The organism is Pseudomonas citri, from assembly GCF_025336485.1.
Classification (GTDB): domain Bacteria; phylum Pseudomonadota; class Gammaproteobacteria; order Pseudomonadales; family Pseudomonadaceae; genus Aquipseudomonas; species Aquipseudomonas citri.
The window spans coordinates 59,366-73,611 of sequence record NZ_JAODAB010000010.1; the positions used below are offsets into that span (position 1 = coordinate 59,366).

The window sequence follows — 14,246 nt, forward strand, 5'->3', positions numbered from 1 at the left end:
ATGCGACGAAGCGAATCAGCTGAAAGGGCTGCTGCATGGACTTGCAAGGACTGCACCAGCCACCGATGCCCTACCTCTAACCTGACCCGTCGCCGTTGCGAAAAGTTTCGACTTTTTTTCATCGGAGTGACCGGTCGGTTTTCCCCCCGGAGAGCCAGTCTAGGACAGAACATAGAGCGGTGCGGCACGCTTCGTCGCATTGTCGGACAATCGCGGTTTTTGTCGGCAATGTCTTACATGGAAAGGGGAGATATGCGCCGACGAAATGCATGGAGTTGAAACAAAAATGCTGTACGACGAGGGGGCTGTTCTATTGGTGTGCGCGATGTGATGACGGGGTGCACTATTGTGGTGCTGGATGAGGATGCGGTTCACTGACGATTTGGGCACTGAAGCCAGACAGGATGTGTGCTGCCCGGGTGGGGGCAGGAATCAGGCAGGCGGAGTCAGCAAACGGATCGGCTGGCCCTTGGCCCAGGCCAGCAGGTCTTCGATCATCTGGGCATAGAACTGCTGGTAGTTCTGTTGGCTGACGTAACCGACGTGAGGCGTGCCCAGTACGTTGTTCAGGGTGCGAAATGGATGGTTCGGTGGCAAGGGTTCCTGGGCGAATACATCCAGGGCGGCACCGGCCAGGCGCTTATGGCAAAGGGCGTCGATCAGCGCCGCTTCGTCGACGATCGGTCCGCGGGCGGTGTTGACCAGCAGCGCTTCGGTTTTCATCCAGCCCAGCGCCTGGGCGTCCACCAGGCCCCGGGTGCGTTCGCTGAGCACCAGGTGGATCGACAGGATATCGGCCTGCTCGAACAGCGCCTGCTTGCTGACATAGGTCACGCCCGCTTCGGCTGCTCGCTCGGCGGTAAGGTTCTCGCTCCAGGCAATCACTCGCATGCCGAACACCTGGCCGAACTGCGCGACCCGGCGGCCGATGCTGCCCAGCCCGAGAATCGCCAGGGTCTTGCCGTGCAGGTCGCCGCCCAGGCCTTGTTGCCACGCTCCGGCGCGCAGGGCATTGGCTTCCTGCACCAGGTTGCGGGTCAGCGCCATGACCAGCGCCCAGGTCAGCTCGGGGGCGGCGTGCTTGTAGCTTTCGGTGCCGCACACCTGGATCCCCAGTTCGGCAGCGGTCGCCAGGTCCAAGGCGGCATTGCGCATTCCCCCGGTCAACAGCAGCTTGAGATTGGGCAGGCGACGTAGCAGGCGCTCGTCGAACACCGTGCGTTCACGCATCACGCAGATCACCTCGAACGGCTGCAAGCGCTCGGCAAGAACCTCGGAGCTATCGGGATAGTCATGGAGGAACGTCACTGGGCCGATGCCGTCGAGCACCGACCAGTCCACCACGTCCCGCGCCACGTTCTGCCAATCGTCGAGGACTGCTATCTGCACCGCCATGGATCACCTCGTCAGGGAATGGATTTGTTCAGCCAAGCCAGTAGGGCCTTGAGTCGGACGATCTGCTTGCTACGTCAACGGGCCGGGTAATCGGCCACCACGGTCTGGCTACCGTCCGGCTTCTGGCCGATGACCTGGTACGCATCGCTCATGTCGTCCATCTCCATGCCGGGCGAACCCATGGGCATGCCGGGTGCCGCGACGCCGAGCAAGTCATTGCGCTTGCTCAATGCCAGCACCTGGTCGGCAGGCACGTGGCCCTCGACGAATTTGCCATTGATCTCGGCGGTGTGGCAGGAGCGCAGGTTCGGCGCTACGCCCAGGCGTTGCTTGACCGAACTCATGTCGGTCTCGACGTGGTCGTTGACCTTGAAGCCATTGGCTTGCAAGTGCGCGATCCACTTCTTGCAACAGCCGCAATTGGCGTCGCGGTGCACGTCAAGGGTGACCGGCTCGCTGGCCTGGACCAGAGTGGTGACGAACAGGGCGCTCAGGGCGAGCAGGTGCAGGGGATTAGCCATGTGGGCAGTCTCGTGTAGAACGGTTGGGCGGGAGGATAACAGGTTAGCGGGTGCGAGCTGACAGGTGGCTGAGGGATGGATTACAGCCTTGTCAGGTTTCGGCGGGGGCGCTCGATGTCGGTGTGCGGGCAGGCGTCTTCGGTTGTACCATGGCAAGCCGCTCGCTTCCCGTCGTCTCAAGACTTTTCGCACAGAGCCTACGGACGGCGTGCGGATTCAGAACGCAACATTCAGGAAATTGGCAATGACCCATTCGCAACGTTTGAAATACTCGATCCTGATCGTCCTCGTCGTGCTGGCGATCATGCTGGGGCTGTCCTGGATGCAGGGCCAGGGCATGATCAGCGAGAAGCTGTTCCAGTACATCGCCATTGCCGTGGCGGTCATCGTGGTGGTGCTCAACGGCGTGATGCGGCGCAAGGTCAAGCCCTGACCGTCTCGATCACCCGTCCGCCTGGAGCACCGCGACGGCATCGGGGTGCAGGCAGTAGGTTTTATCCGGGTTGAGGATGACCACCCCTTCGCTGCACAGACGCTTCAATACTTCGCGGACGCTGAGAAAGGACAAGGGAATGTCCAGCCCCAACAGTTGACTGTGCACGCCCCGCACGCCCAGGTTGCGGTTTTCTTCGGCGGCCTTGAGCAACGCATCGAGGACTTTCAGGCGGATCAGACTGGTCCTGAGCCCGAAGCGCTTGAGCAGGCGCTTGATCTGTTCGTTGCTGCCTCGCTCGGCGCTTCTGTCTGACAGGCGCTGGGGGGTGGTCATCGTGACGCCGGACGAGCGTGACTTGCCCTCCATGGGCAGTTGCGCGTTATGCATGCAAAAACTCCTTACGAGCCTGTTCAGAAAAGATCACCGACACTCTCCTGTAATAGGACGAACGAGGGAGGCCGATCATGAAGGCCGGGATGTGAAAAATTTGCCGGGGCCCTGTCAAAACCCCGTGATCAAAGACCCGAATGCCCTGTACCCATCAGCGCATGGCCATGTATTGCGAAGGTCTCGGGTCGAGTTGACGCCCCAGTTCACAAATCAGCAGTGTGATCGAGTCGGCGTTGCGAAGGATGATGTCGATTCGCTTGTCCGGCGATACCGGATCGAGGAAATCAGCGCGCGCCCTGTCCATGGTCTTGGCACCGGTTATCTTGAGGATTTCCCGGGTGGTTTCCTTATAACCGGGCAACAGCTCGATTTTCTTGTACGTGTTATCCGTGCTGTCCCATTCCGTGAACAATTTTGCTTTGGGTGTGCTCAACGAAAGCCCGTTGAGTTGCAGGTTCTCTAGCCTGTCGTATTGCTGTTTCCCCCAGTGAGTCACGGTAGAAATCAAATCGAGGAAGGGCAGCAGGGCGTCGAGGTAAGTGATGTCGAACGTATTGAACAGCTGATGCGACAGCTCATGGATGAAAGTTGCGCCCTGGGCGTGCGCCTCGACATTGAAGAACTCCGGTACGAGGGACTTGTATGAATCCAAGCCCATATCGAAGAAGAACTGCGTGAGGTAGATCCTTCCGACAGAGGAGGGCTCGAGCACGAAGGCCGTCGCTCTGTCCGCCAGGTGCTTGAGGTTGCCGATGACGATGTTCTCGGCATTCTTTAATTCCCAGGAAGGATCGGCCAGTGCCTGGCAGATGGGCGCGATCGCCGCTTCGATCTTGCTGATCAGGCGGGTGTCGACAGTGTCGACGCCAAAAAAAGACCTGAGGAATTTATCCAGCCGAGATCCCGCACGCGGTTGTCGCTTGAATTGATCAAAGTTGTAAAGGGTATTGAACGAGTAGAACCTCGCGGTTTCCAGGGCCTGGACAATCACATTGGCACGGTGCGGGTATTTGCGACGGATTTCAGCCATGCCGCGAGCTTCGATGTTCAGTGAACCCTTGGCCTTGAAGTCGCTATAGGTGACGGCCATCTTCGACCCGGCCTTACCAAAGCGTATGGTCTGGCGTTGAGGATCGATTTCCCAGGTTCGGCGGTCAGCCGATTTCTTCAATAACGGCCCTTCGGCGTCTACGTGAACGATCCGCCAGCTAGCATCGGCTTTCGCCACTTCAAAGACCTTGCCGGCAAGTGGCACATAAGACCGGCCGCTTTCCAGGGCTTTGTAGGTTCCATTGACCAGGTCTTTGTGTAGCTGCGACAAACTGATGCCCGTGGCTTCGAAAATGTTCAGGTCGGTACGCAACTGGGCGGTAGAGCCGATGTCCTTCCAGCGGTTCGCCAGCGAGCTTGCCTGGGAAAGCGGTTCCATGGGGTCGAGAAGCCCGAATGTATCGTTGCGGTTCAGCATGCCCAGCGACACCATCTCTGCGGCGCCGGCGATAAAGTCGTGCAAGCCCGTTTTCCAGTCGTGTTGCTGCAAGGCTTCGGCTGAGGCCTTGAAGTCCTGGTAGCTTTCCCAAAGCGTTTCGATAAACGTCAGTCTGCCCGCCACCTGCTTCCCCAGGAACTGGGCGCCGGAGCTGAGCCGATGCAGTACCGTGTTCCAGTCGACCTGGCGTTTTGCATGGGTTTGTGAGGTCAGAAGGTGCGATAACAATGCGACATTGTCGTTGAACAAGGTGTCGAGCAGATTGGTATGGATCGGATTCGAGGCCAGGGTTATTTCCGAACGTTTCCCGAGCGTGGCAGCGAACAGGTTCTTGAAAGTGGCCTGCTGGTTCTCGGGCAGTCGGCGAATCAGCAGGTCCTGAAGTGGGCCTGGCGCATTGAATGCGGCGATGAGGCTCGCTTCATCCTTGAACTCGGTGAAGTAATGACCCTCATGGTAAGGCGAATACAACACTTGAGGGGCCGTGGCATCGACGTTCGAACCGATCAAGTACAGCCCCAGCGCGGAATCCGGCACGGCGCCGCGGGTCTTGATCAACTCCAGGGGCCGAATCAGCGCATCGGCACCGTCCATCGCTTGCCGGGCGACGGCGTCGGGCATGTCCAGAACCTGACGGATCAAGTCAAATCCCCGGGCAGAGAGATGCTGTTGCAGATACCGCGCGTGTGCGTAGTGCAACAGCTGCCAGGGCAGTTGCCGGCGGAAGGCGGTTTTTCTTTGCTCAACGTCCGAGGTGGTGCCGGACAGTTTTTGCGCGATATGTTTTTTATAGTCGGTCAGGATATCCAGTGACGACAACATCTGCCTGACGGCGGTCTCGTTCAGTTTGTCCGGTAGCGGCTGCGTCGATGTTGAAGAAACCTTGAAGCCTTGCCGGGTCACTTCGATGTGCTGCACGGCAAAGTCGGTCAACGAGCAGGCCGGTCCCACGACGGCGAGGTTCGGCGTGATCTGGAGGGTATCGGGGTCAAGGTGTTTTTCAGCGAAGCGCGCGTCCAGCAGCGCCTTGAGTTTATTGCGCACATAGGTGCGCAGAGGCTCGACCCCGTCCAGGTAGTCCTTGCCATCCGCCAGGCTGTTTTTATATTGCTCCAGCAGTTCGACATGCAGGCGTTGATCGTCAAGCGCCGCTGTGCCGAACCAGGCGGGGAGTTGTTGCTGTCTGCGGTTGGCCTGGGCGATGCAGGTGGCGCGCTTGAGGTTGGTTGGAGCGCCTTTGCCGAACAAGGTTTCCAGGCTTTTCAATAATGCCTTGCCGGTCAGTTGCCAACGCCCGGCTTTCAATGTGCTCAGATAGCCATGTTCGGTTTCGAAGAGTCTGATGAACGACCCCATTCGATTCAGCAGCGGGTTGTCTTCGATCAACTCAAACCTTTGGAGTTGATAGCGCCCATGGGGCTTGCATTGAGCGGACGGGAGGTTGGCGAGCAAGCCGAAGCGTCTACGGGAATCGAGCAACTGTCGATTCAACTGCTGGGTGGCCACCTCGACGGAGGAAAAAGCCTGCAAGCCAGCGGCGGGCGTCCAGAGGATCGCCAGGCCCGAATGGGGCGTATCAAGTCCTCCGCGCTCGGTTAAAAAAAAGCAATTGGCAAGGGACAGGTAATCCGTCCGGCCTTTTTCGCTGTACGCCAGTGTCAGGGAGTAGACATCCGGTCGAAAACCCCGCACGCCGATGCGTTGTGAACGGTCCGGGTATTGCGCGTCATAGGCGAACACCGTGTTGATCAGCTCATTGGCAACCGGCGGCAGGCTCGCGTTAAGTTCCCGGAGTTCGGCTTCGGCGCGTATCCCCAGGGAAAACACATTGGTCAGTTCAGGCAACAACTGTCTGATTCCGCTATGCAACGCAACGTGGGTGGACGTCGGCAACCGGGTAAAGAGGCTATCGAAAGCCGCTTCGACATCGGTGTAGCTCTTGGCCTTTCTTTGCAGCTGATCGGCCATGAAGTTGGATGGTCGCAGGTCGCCATGGAAGGCCGGATGAGTTCCCCAGTGCCCGGCGGTTGGCTGGTTCAAGAGGCGTTTGCCGATGAAGGCGCGTATGTCCAATGCCTTGTCAATGAGCGGATGGATGTCGACATCGCCCTGGCGAGACATTTCCAATGTGTAATGAAGGTTGTTCTTCTGTTTTTCGATTATTGCGTTCGCCATGGATTCGGACACGGGCAACGCCAGCGGCGTGCCTGACACCTGTGGCGCGTCAAAGCGCAATAACCGGTTGCGCTCCTCCAGGCTCAGGAGGTTATAGAGCGCTTCCTTTTGCGCGGTGGTTGCAGGGTTGCCGAACAGCGCCTCCTTGAAATCCAGATAGTTTTCTACCGTCTGAAGGCCATGGAGGGGGGTGTACAGGTAGTTTTCCTTGGCGCTGATCATCAAGGAGCCTGCAAGCTCCACGTACTGTGGCGCATGTTCCCAGAGGCGAATCGTTTCGATGAACAGCAGCGTCTCGTCAGGGCGAGAGGGCCTGAACAGTCGGAGCAACTCGCGACATTGTTCATCCGTGAGTTGCCCTTTTTCCCGCCCGGCCAGAAAGGTCGCCCATAACCCGTCGCGGATGACCTGCGCCAGGAACTTGCGACGTGACAAATAGAAATAGGCCGTGGTGCCTTCCCAGAAGGCATCGATGCGGCCGATGAGCGTGGGGATCAGTTTGCCCGCAACGCCCCTGATGATGTCTTCCCATTGCGCGGCGGTGTAGGAGGAGGCGGGCGTACCGGGATGAGTCAGATCGATGCCGTGCCCGGCAGGCCAGCCCTGATGGTGGAAATAAGCCAGGACTGTGTCGGCCAGCGGCATGCTTTCGGACACCTTGATAGCCCGCCGATCCGCTGGGTGATTCCCTTTGCTGAAGGCCAGGCGGATCTGTCGATGATCCAGGTCTGGCAACGCTTCGTCCAACACGTGGTCGAGCATGACGCGTAACGAGGGCTGTTCGATCAGCTCATTCACCATGGCCAGGGCGTTGAGGTCTTGGGCCTGCTCGATGGCTTCGATCTGGGTCTGGAGAACATCGCCCGTGATGATCTGCCGGGTCTGTGTGATGTCGGCGGTGCCGTACAGTTCGCTGCGCTGGGGAATCGACAGGAGGCGAAACAGGTCGTCGCTCGCGGTGGTGTCCAAGCGCATCTGGTCAATCTTTGCTTCAAGGGCTGTCAGGCTGTCGAATTTCGTGATGCCCCTGCTTGGCGTATAGAGAAACGCGTGGCGGCCTGGCGAGGAGCTGAGGGCAAAGCAGCCTGCCAGCGCAATCGGCGGCTTTCCCCCGGCCTGCAAGAGAATCGTTTCGGCCATCATCGGCGGTGTCTGCGCTTGGCGTTGCGTGTGGCTGGGCAGAGTGATGTGGCGCAACCAGTCGAGGTCTGCCTGCGTCAGGCCGTGGGAGGCGGGCAAGTCTTCCAGGCCACGGGCGTTCAGTACCTTGGGAAATAAAAGTGGCGCGGTTTCAGTGGTCATCGTTGCTTCTCTATCGAGGCGCCTGAAGCGGCGCGAGCGTGGAGGAAGCGGCCAGACTAGGCAACGATGGGCGGGCGAAGGTGGTACATATTTATCGCATGGGGGCGGCGGGCGTCGGGACTCGGAACTGCCACGCTTACAAGGATTGACAGTGCGCGCCTGAAGCGGTGTTTAATCACCCGGCGAGTCTTTCTACGCTGTTGCTACCTCCAACAATCATTCTGGAGCTTCAGATGTCTGCGCCATCCGATCATGCCGCTTCTTGCACCTTGTCCTTCGATGCGCTGGTGAACTTGCTGGAGAGGATTTTCCTGCGCCATGGCACTTCGGCCGAAGTCGCCCGGTGCCTGGCTGAAAACTGCGCCGGGGCCGAGCGCGATGGGGCCCATAGCCATGGGGTGTTTCGCATCCCCGGGTATGTTTCGACACTCGACAGCGGTTGGGTCAACGGTAAGGCGGTGCCTAAGGTCGAAGACGTCGCGTCAGGCTTCGTCGCGGTGGACGCCGGTAACGGGTTTGCCCAACCGGCCCTGGCCGCCGCGCGCCCCTTACTGGTGGCGAAGGCCCGCAGCGCCGGTATTGCCGTCCTGGCCATTCGCAATTCCCATCACTTTGCCGCCCTCTGGCCGGACGTCGAGCCGTTTGCCTATGAAGGCCTGGTGGCGTTGAGTGTGGTCAACAGCATGACGTGTGTGGTGCCCCATGGCGCGGACCGTCCGTTGTTCGGCACCAACCCCATTGCCTTTGCCGCGCCACGGGCCGACGGTGAGCCGATTGTCTTCGACCTTGCGACCAGCGCCATCGCCCACGGCGACGTACAGATCGCCGCCCGCAAGGGCGAGTTGCTGCCACCGGGGATGGGCGTGGACAGCCTCGGTCAGCCTACCCGCGACCCCAAGGCGATTCTCGAGGGCGGGGCGCTGCTGCCGTTCGGCGGGCACAAGGGTTCGGCACTGTCGATGATGGTCGAGTTGCTGGCAGCCGCCCTCACGGGTGGTCATTTTTCCTTCGAATTCGATTGGCGCAATCACCCGGGCGCCAAGACGCCGTGGACAGGTCAACTGTTAATCGTGATCGACCCAAGCAAGTCCGCCGGCCAGGACTTCGCCGAGCGCAGCCAGGAGCTGGTCAGGCAGATGCATGGTGTCGGGTTGCGACGGTTGCCGGGCGACCGCCGCCATCGTGAGCGCAGCAAATCCACTGAACATGGGATCACGCTGGATGAGCAGACACTGGCACAGTTGCGGACGTTGGCGGGCGTCTGAATCGGCCTATCGAATCCGTGGCGCGTCTTGCGCCACGGTTTTTCCTCCTCCCCTCAGTGTTTCGACCCGCGCCAGTGCCGTGACAGGCTGCACCAAGCCTTCTACTATGGCCGCTTCTTTTCTCTGGAATCGCCTGGATGAGTAAGCCCGGCCAAACGGTGCTGATTGCGCTGCGCAGGATGATCGCCTCGGGTGAGCTGGCGGCTGGCGAGCGCTTGATGGAAATACCCACGGCCGAGTTGTTCGGTGTCTCACGGATGCCGGTGCGCATGGCGTTTCGTACCCTGGAACAGGAAGGGCTGCTGGTGCGCTTTGGTGGGCGAGGCTTCCAGGTGCGCTCGGTCAGCGCCGAAGAAATTGCCGGGGCCGTGGAGGTGCGTGGTGTGCTGGAGGGCCTGGCGGCGCGGCAGGCAGCCGAACATGGCTTGTCTGACGAAGCACGCACGACACTTGAGCAATGCCTGGCGCAGGGGGATGAACTGTTCGCCAAAGGCTATGTGACCGAAGAGGACCTGGAGGTCTATCACGACCTCAATATGCGCTTCCATCAAGTGATCGTCGCGGGCAGCCACAACCCTGCGATTGCCGATGCCCTGGCCCGCAACGACCATCTGCCTTTCGCCTCCGTCACCGCCCTGGCGGTGGATCGCCAGAACATGGCCGGCGAGTTCCGCCGCTTCAACTATGCCCACATGCAACACCATTCCGTGTTCGATGCCCTGGTCAATCGCCAGAGCGGTCGAGCCGAAGCGATCATGCGCGAACATGCCAATGCGACCTTGCGCTACGCAGAAGTGTTCGGCTCGACACTGGCGGATGAGCGGATGAAGGTGATCCAGCGGTCGGACTGAGCTGCCTCCTGCTACCTGGACTGGACCGGTTTAAAGATCCAGCACCAGCAACGGCGTCCTGGACCTGGAGCAACAGGGGGTGAACTGGTCATTGCAGGCCTGTTCCGCCTCGGTCAGGAACATGTCCCGGTGCTCCGGCACACCTTCAAGCACGCGCGTCAGGCAGGTGCCGCAAACGCCTTGTTCGCAGGAGATCGGTATTTCGACGCCATGGCTTTCCAACACCTGTACCACGCTGCGATCCGCCGGTACGTCGAACACCTGGCCGCTGCGGGCGAGTTTCACCGAGAAGGCGCCATCCGCGCTGGCGTCAACGGGGGCGGCGGCGAAGTACTCGCGGTGCATACAGTCGTCCCGCCAGCCCAGGGCCTTGGCCGTGTCGAGGATGTGCTGCATGAACCCGCCAGGGCCACAGACGTAGAGATGCAGGTCGTCGCCAGGTATGGCCAGCACCCGGGCGGCGTCCAGGATCGTTTCGGGTTCTTCATCGAAATGCAACGATACCCGGTCGGCGTACGGGGATTGGCGCAGGCGCTCGACAAACGCGGCGCGCTCGCGCGAGCGCGCACAGTAATGCAGCTCGAACGCCGCGCCGCTCTGGGCCAGGTGTTCGGCCATGCACAGGATCGGCGTGATGCCGATCCCCCCGGCGAACAACACGCTGCGCCGGGCCTGTGGTGCAAGGGCGAACAGGTTGCGTGGTGCACTGATGTGCAGGCGCATTCCCGGCTGGATCTGCTCGTGCAGGCAGCGCGAGCCGCCGCGCGAGGCCGGGTCCTTGAGTACGCCGATGAGATAACGATGCCGTTCCTCAGGGTGATTGCACAAGGAATACTGGCGGATCAACCCGCCGGGCAACTGCACATCGATGTGGGCGCCGGCAGTGAACGCCGGCAAAGGCTGGCCGTCGATACGGGTGAGCTCGTAGCTGCAAATGTCGAGGGCTTCAGGGTGTCGCGCTGCAACCTGGACTTCGATCATGACCGCTGCTCCGCATGCTGTGCCGGGCGGCTGCTGGCGATCAAGTCGGCCTGCGCCTCGCGCTCGCGGGCGATCCAGCGCTCCAGCACTCGGCGTGATTGCACACCGCCGGCGTCGATGTTGAGCTTGAGCAGGTTGCGTTGTGGATGCTCCAGCAGGTTGCGCTGTTGGCGCTCGAGCATTTCCAGGTCTTCGCTGAAGATCTTGCCCTGGCCCTCGCGGATGCTCGCGGTAAGCGCTTCGTCCTGTGGTTGGAAATGCCGGGCCATGCCCCAGAAATACCAGATGGAGGTTTCGGTTTCCGGGGTGATGAAATCCACCACGATGCTCGATGCCTTGAACTGCGATGCAGCGTGATAGCCGCCGTGGCCGGCATGGGCCACGCCGACTTCGATCATCACATGGCTGGGGGGCGTGAAGCGGCAGATCTGCCAGCGGTCCACCGGTACATCATCGGCCAGGTTGTTACCCCGCAGGGCCATGCGCCAGAACGGCGGGGCCATGATGTTTTCCATGTGTCGGGCAGTGACCACTTCATCGCCCTCGACCGTGGTCACGGGCGGTGCCTCGTCGATTTCCTTCTGGCCGATGCTCGATGCGTGGACATAGGTCTCGTGGGTCAGGTCCATCAGGTTGTCGATCATCAGGCGATAGTCACACTGGATATGAAACAGGCCGCCGCCGTAGGCCCATTCGTCATTGTCCGCCCATTCCAGAGGATGGATCAGCGTCGGGTCGGCCAGCGCCTGGTCCCCGGGCCAGACCCAGATGAAACCGTGACGCTCCTGCACCGCAAAGGTCTTGTTGCACGGAAACCCTCGCACCCGTTGCCCCGGCATCTCGACGGTCTTGCCGTCACAACCCATCACCAGGCCGTGGTAGCCACACACCAGGTTGCCGTTTTCCACGTAGCCCAGGGAAAGCGGGGCGCCACGGTGGGGGCAGAAGTCTTCGACGGCGGCGACCTGACCGCCATGCCCATGGTAAAAAACCATTTTTTCGCCGCAGATCTGGCGACCCAACGGTTTGTCGGCGATTTCATCGGGGGTGCAGGCAACGTACCAGGCATTCTTGGGGAACATGGGGATCTCCAGACGGATGTTGTTTTTATCTGTGGATCCATTAACTCTCTTAACTAATTTGTTTGTCAACAATTTGCAGGTTAAAAAGGACGTTTGGTTTATTTTATGGATCCATTGATTCGAGATGCGCCTTATCTGGCCCAGGCGGAAACGCGTGTCGTCTGCGGCACAAGAAGCTGAATTTCTGAATTTGTTGGCCCACACTCCGTCGAAGAACAAGACGGCGGGTCCTGTCCTGGACCTTTCTGCTGCACGGCGCGGAGTGATTCATGAAAACCAAAACGGTACTCACGGAACAAGACGTTGCGCAATTGCTGGTGGTGGCCAAGGAAATTGCCCATCAGCGCCAATGGGCGGTGTCGATCTGCGTGGTGGACGACGGCGGCCATCCCCTGGGGTTGTTGCGCCTGGACGACGCTTCACCGTTGTCAGCCTACATCGCCGGCGAAAAGGCTCGCACTGCCGCTGTCGGGCGGCATGACAGCAAGTTCTACGAGGACATGATCAACAGTGGCCGCTATGCCTTTCTCAGTGCCCCGCACCTACAAGGCATGCTCGAAGGCGGCGTGGTCATTCGCCATGATGGCCAGTGCATCGGGGCTGTCGGGGTGTCCGGGGTCAAGGCTGAGCAGGATGCCGAACTGGCCCGGCTGGCGGTGGAGACAGTGCAGCAGGCCATTTCGCCGGATACCTGAACGTCAGGTCTAGAACCGCCCCCTGGGGCGAGGAAGCTTGCTCCCGCTGGTCTGCGAAGCAGGTCCCTGCATTGTTTTAGGCCGCCGCTCGGATCTGCACAAATCTTCCAGACGTGATCGCCCTGAACGGTTAACCTGCCCCGAGCGGATACACAAGATGGGGCAGGGCATGACGACGCGTAATTGGATCGATCTCAAGCAGGACGCGACGTCCGGTATCGAGACCGTGCGCGCGCATTTCGAGGGGCATGCCTACGATCCCCATTGGCATGACACCTACCTGGTAGGCGTGACCGAGCAAGGCGTGCAGCAGTTTCATTGCCGCCGCCAGCAGCACAACAGCACACCTGGCAAGGTGTTTTTGCTCGAGCCCGGCGAATTGCACGACGGCCACGCGCCCCATGCCAATGGCTTCACCTATCGCACGCTGTACCTTGAACCGCATTGGCTGGAGCGCGAGCTGCGTTCGTTATTCGACGTGGCGCCGGACAATGCGCAGCTGGGCTTTGCCGCGACGCTGGCCGATGATGCGCGCCTGGCCAATGCCACCTCCATGGCATTCCAGAGCCTGCATGAGCAGGAAATCCGCATCGTGCGCCAGACCGCCCTCGACAACTTGCTGGCCAACCTGACCCAGCACTTGCACTGGCGGGCGCGCATCGACCCTGATCCACGCCTGCCGTGGGTGGCGCAGCAGGCCCGTGATTATCTACACAGCCACCTGAGCGAGGACATTGGCCTGGACGATCTGGCGCGGGTCACCGGCGTCGACCGTTTTCGCCTGAGCCGGGCCTTCAAGGCCGCGTTTGGCCTGGCGCCCCATGCCTATCTGATCCAGTTGCGGCTGGCCCGGGCCCGCCGTTTGCTGGCCGGTGGCGAGAGCCCCGTGTCGGTAGCGGCCATGCTCGGCTTTGCCGACCAAAGCCATCTGGGGCGGTGGTTCAAGCGTGCTTATCGGCTGAGCCCGGCGGACTACCGCAAACGCTGCTCAAACGTTCCAGACTGAATCGCCCCTCCTTGGCGATGATCGACTCACGATCATCACCGAGAAGTCGCTCCATGGACCAGTTGCTGCCGTTTGCCTTGTTCGCGTTTGTCGCCTCTATTACTCCCGGTCCGACCAACATTCTGGTCTTGAGCCACAGCTCGCGTTTTGGCCTGGCGACCACGTTGCCGATCATCCTGGGTGCCTGCGCAGCCGCGGCGTTGCTGGTGCTGCTGGTGGGCACGGGGTTAGGGGGTGTGCTGGCGCGCCACGCCACGGTCCAGGCCCTGCTGACCTGGGCCGGCATCGCCTGGCTGAGCTGGATGGCCTGGCAGATTTTCCGCGCGCCGGCCCAGGCCATCGATCCTCAGCGGCCGATTGAAGGCCCGCGATTGGGCCTGACCGGGGCGGCGGGATTGCAATTGGTCAACCCCAAGACCTGGATGATGGCGTTGGCGGTGGTCAGTGTGTTCGCCGGGAGCGACGCCGAGCGCACCGCGCGGGTGTTGTGGTTGTCGCTGGTGTTCTTCGCCATCTCGATTCCGTGCCTGATCGCCTGGGCCTGCCTGGGGCGCGGGGCGGCGCGGTTTTGCCGCTCCGCCGAGGCAATGAAACGGTTCAATCAGGTCATGGCGGTATTGTTGCTGGGGTCGGCGTGGTTGACGCTGGCGGTGTAGCG

The 14,246-nt window shown here is 60.7% G+C and carries 12 protein-coding genes; 6 read left to right on the forward strand and 6 right to left on the reverse strand.

The annotated features are described in order from the left end of the window. Positions 1 to 432 precede the first annotated feature (432 nt). Positions 433 to 1,395 carry a D-2-hydroxyacid dehydrogenase family protein gene (locus tag N4Q37_RS13595; protein WP_260958516.1) on the reverse strand — a complete coding sequence of 321 codons (963 nt, stop codon included), beginning with the start codon at positions 1,393 to 1,395 and terminating at the stop codon, positions 433 to 435. Positions 1,396 to 1,469: 74 nt separating this feature from the next. Beyond that, positions 1,470 to 1,916, reverse strand: a complete 447-nt coding sequence (locus N4Q37_RS13600) for a DUF411 domain-containing protein (protein ID WP_260958517.1) — start codon at positions 1,914 to 1,916, stop codon at positions 1,470 to 1,472. Between the two features lie 244 nt (positions 1,917 to 2,160). On the opposite strand from N4Q37_RS13600, the gene N4Q37_RS13605 reads away from it, so the two are divergent. Then, on the forward strand, positions 2,161 to 2,349 hold the full coding sequence (locus N4Q37_RS13605; RefSeq protein WP_260958518.1) for a hypothetical protein: 189 nt from the start codon (positions 2,161 to 2,163) through the stop codon (positions 2,347 to 2,349). A 9-nt stretch (positions 2,350 to 2,358) separates the two neighbouring features. On the opposite strand, the gene N4Q37_RS13610 is transcribed toward N4Q37_RS13605, so the two are convergent. Then, a complete protein-coding gene (locus N4Q37_RS13610) occupies positions 2,359 to 2,685 on the reverse strand; it encodes a fe2+ zn2+ uptake regulation protein (RefSeq protein ID WP_390897927.1) in 327 nt (108 codons plus the stop codon). 208 nt (positions 2,686 to 2,893) lie between these two features. After that, positions 2,894 to 7,708 carry a dermonecrotic toxin domain-containing protein gene (locus tag N4Q37_RS13615; protein WP_260958520.1) on the reverse strand — a complete coding sequence of 1,605 codons (4,815 nt, stop codon included), beginning with the start codon at positions 7,706 to 7,708 and terminating at the stop codon, positions 2,894 to 2,896. A gap of 233 nt (positions 7,709 to 7,941) precedes the next feature. On the opposite strand from N4Q37_RS13615, the gene N4Q37_RS13620 reads away from it, so the two are divergent. Both N4Q37_RS13620 and N4Q37_RS13625 read left to right on the forward strand, forming a co-directional pair. Further along, the gene (locus tag N4Q37_RS13620) at positions 7,942 to 8,973 is read left to right on the forward strand and encodes an Ldh family oxidoreductase (RefSeq protein WP_260958521.1); all 1,032 of its coding nucleotides are present in this window, start codon (positions 7,942 to 7,944) and stop codon (positions 8,971 to 8,973) included. Between the two features lie 137 nt (positions 8,974 to 9,110). Continuing rightward, positions 9,111 to 9,824, forward strand: coding sequence for a GntR family transcriptional regulator (locus N4Q37_RS13625; protein WP_260958522.1), 714 nt, complete (start codon positions 9,111 to 9,113; stop codon positions 9,822 to 9,824). A gap of 30 nt (positions 9,825 to 9,854) precedes the next feature. Here N4Q37_RS13625 and N4Q37_RS13630 read toward each other — a convergent pair whose 3' ends face one another. Both N4Q37_RS13630 and N4Q37_RS13635 read right to left on the reverse strand, forming a co-directional pair. Then, positions 9,855 to 10,805 carry a PDR/VanB family oxidoreductase gene (locus tag N4Q37_RS13630; RefSeq protein ID WP_260958523.1) on the reverse strand — a complete coding sequence of 317 codons (951 nt, stop codon included), beginning with the start codon at positions 10,803 to 10,805 and terminating at the stop codon, positions 9,855 to 9,857. Then, positions 10,802 to 11,887 carry an aromatic ring-hydroxylating dioxygenase subunit alpha gene (locus N4Q37_RS13635; RefSeq protein ID WP_260958524.1) on the reverse strand — a complete coding sequence of 362 codons (1,086 nt, stop codon included), beginning with the start codon at positions 11,885 to 11,887 and terminating at the stop codon, positions 10,802 to 10,804. The genes N4Q37_RS13630 and N4Q37_RS13635 overlap by 4 nt, the downstream gene beginning before the upstream one ends. Positions 11,888 to 12,156: 269 nt before the next feature. Here N4Q37_RS13635 and N4Q37_RS13640 point away from each other — a divergent pair, with 269 nt between their 5' ends. The 3 genes from N4Q37_RS13640 to N4Q37_RS13650 all read left to right on the forward strand — a co-directional run bounded on the left by N4Q37_RS13640 (position 12,157) and on the right by N4Q37_RS13650 (position 14,244). Beyond that, on the forward strand, positions 12,157 to 12,582 hold the full coding sequence (locus N4Q37_RS13640) for a heme-binding protein (RefSeq protein ID WP_260958525.1): 426 nt from the start codon (positions 12,157 to 12,159) through the stop codon (positions 12,580 to 12,582). A gap of 169 nt (positions 12,583 to 12,751) precedes the next feature. Further along, on the forward strand, positions 12,752 to 13,588 hold the full coding sequence (locus N4Q37_RS13645) for an AraC family transcriptional regulator (RefSeq protein WP_260958526.1): 837 nt from the start codon (positions 12,752 to 12,754) through the stop codon (positions 13,586 to 13,588). A gap of 53 nt (positions 13,589 to 13,641) precedes the next feature. Beyond that, a complete protein-coding gene (locus tag N4Q37_RS13650) occupies positions 13,642 to 14,244 on the forward strand; it encodes a LysE family translocator (protein ID WP_260958527.1) in 603 nt (200 codons plus the stop codon). The last annotated feature ends 2 nt before the right edge of the window (positions 14,245 to 14,246 follow it).

Coding starts and splice junctions, on each gene's coding strand:
- N4Q37_RS13595 (WP_260958516.1), bottom strand. CDS start 1,395: ATGGCGGTGCAGATAGCAGTCCTCGACGATTGGCAGAACGTGGCGCGG.
- N4Q37_RS13600 (WP_260958517.1), bottom strand. CDS start 1,916: ATGGCTAATCCCCTGCACCTGCTCGCCCTGAGCGCCCTGTTCGTCACC.
- N4Q37_RS13605 (WP_260958518.1), top strand. CDS start 2,161: ATGACCCATTCGCAACGTTTGAAATACTCGATCCTGATCGTCCTCGTC.
- N4Q37_RS13610 (WP_390897927.1), bottom strand. CDS start 2,685: ATGACCACCCCCCAGCGCCTGTCAGACAGAAGCGCCGAGCGAGGCAGC.
- N4Q37_RS13615 (WP_260958520.1), bottom strand. CDS start 7,708: ATGACCACTGAAACCGCGCCACTTTTATTTCCCAAGGTACTGAACGCC.
- N4Q37_RS13620 (WP_260958521.1), top strand. CDS start 7,942: ATGTCTGCGCCATCCGATCATGCCGCTTCTTGCACCTTGTCCTTCGAT.
- N4Q37_RS13625 (WP_260958522.1), top strand. CDS start 9,111: ATGAGTAAGCCCGGCCAAACGGTGCTGATTGCGCTGCGCAGGATGATC.
- N4Q37_RS13630 (WP_260958523.1), bottom strand. CDS start 10,805: ATGATCGAAGTCCAGGTTGCAGCGCGACACCCTGAAGCCCTCGACATT.
- N4Q37_RS13635 (WP_260958524.1), bottom strand. CDS start 11,887: ATGTTCCCCAAGAATGCCTGGTACGTTGCCTGCACCCCCGATGAAATC.
- N4Q37_RS13640 (WP_260958525.1), top strand. CDS start 12,157: ATGAAAACCAAAACGGTACTCACGGAACAAGACGTTGCGCAATTGCTG.
- N4Q37_RS13645 (WP_260958526.1), top strand. CDS start 12,752: ATGACGACGCGTAATTGGATCGATCTCAAGCAGGACGCGACGTCCGGT.
- N4Q37_RS13650 (WP_260958527.1), top strand. CDS start 13,642: ATGGACCAGTTGCTGCCGTTTGCCTTGTTCGCGTTTGTCGCCTCTATT.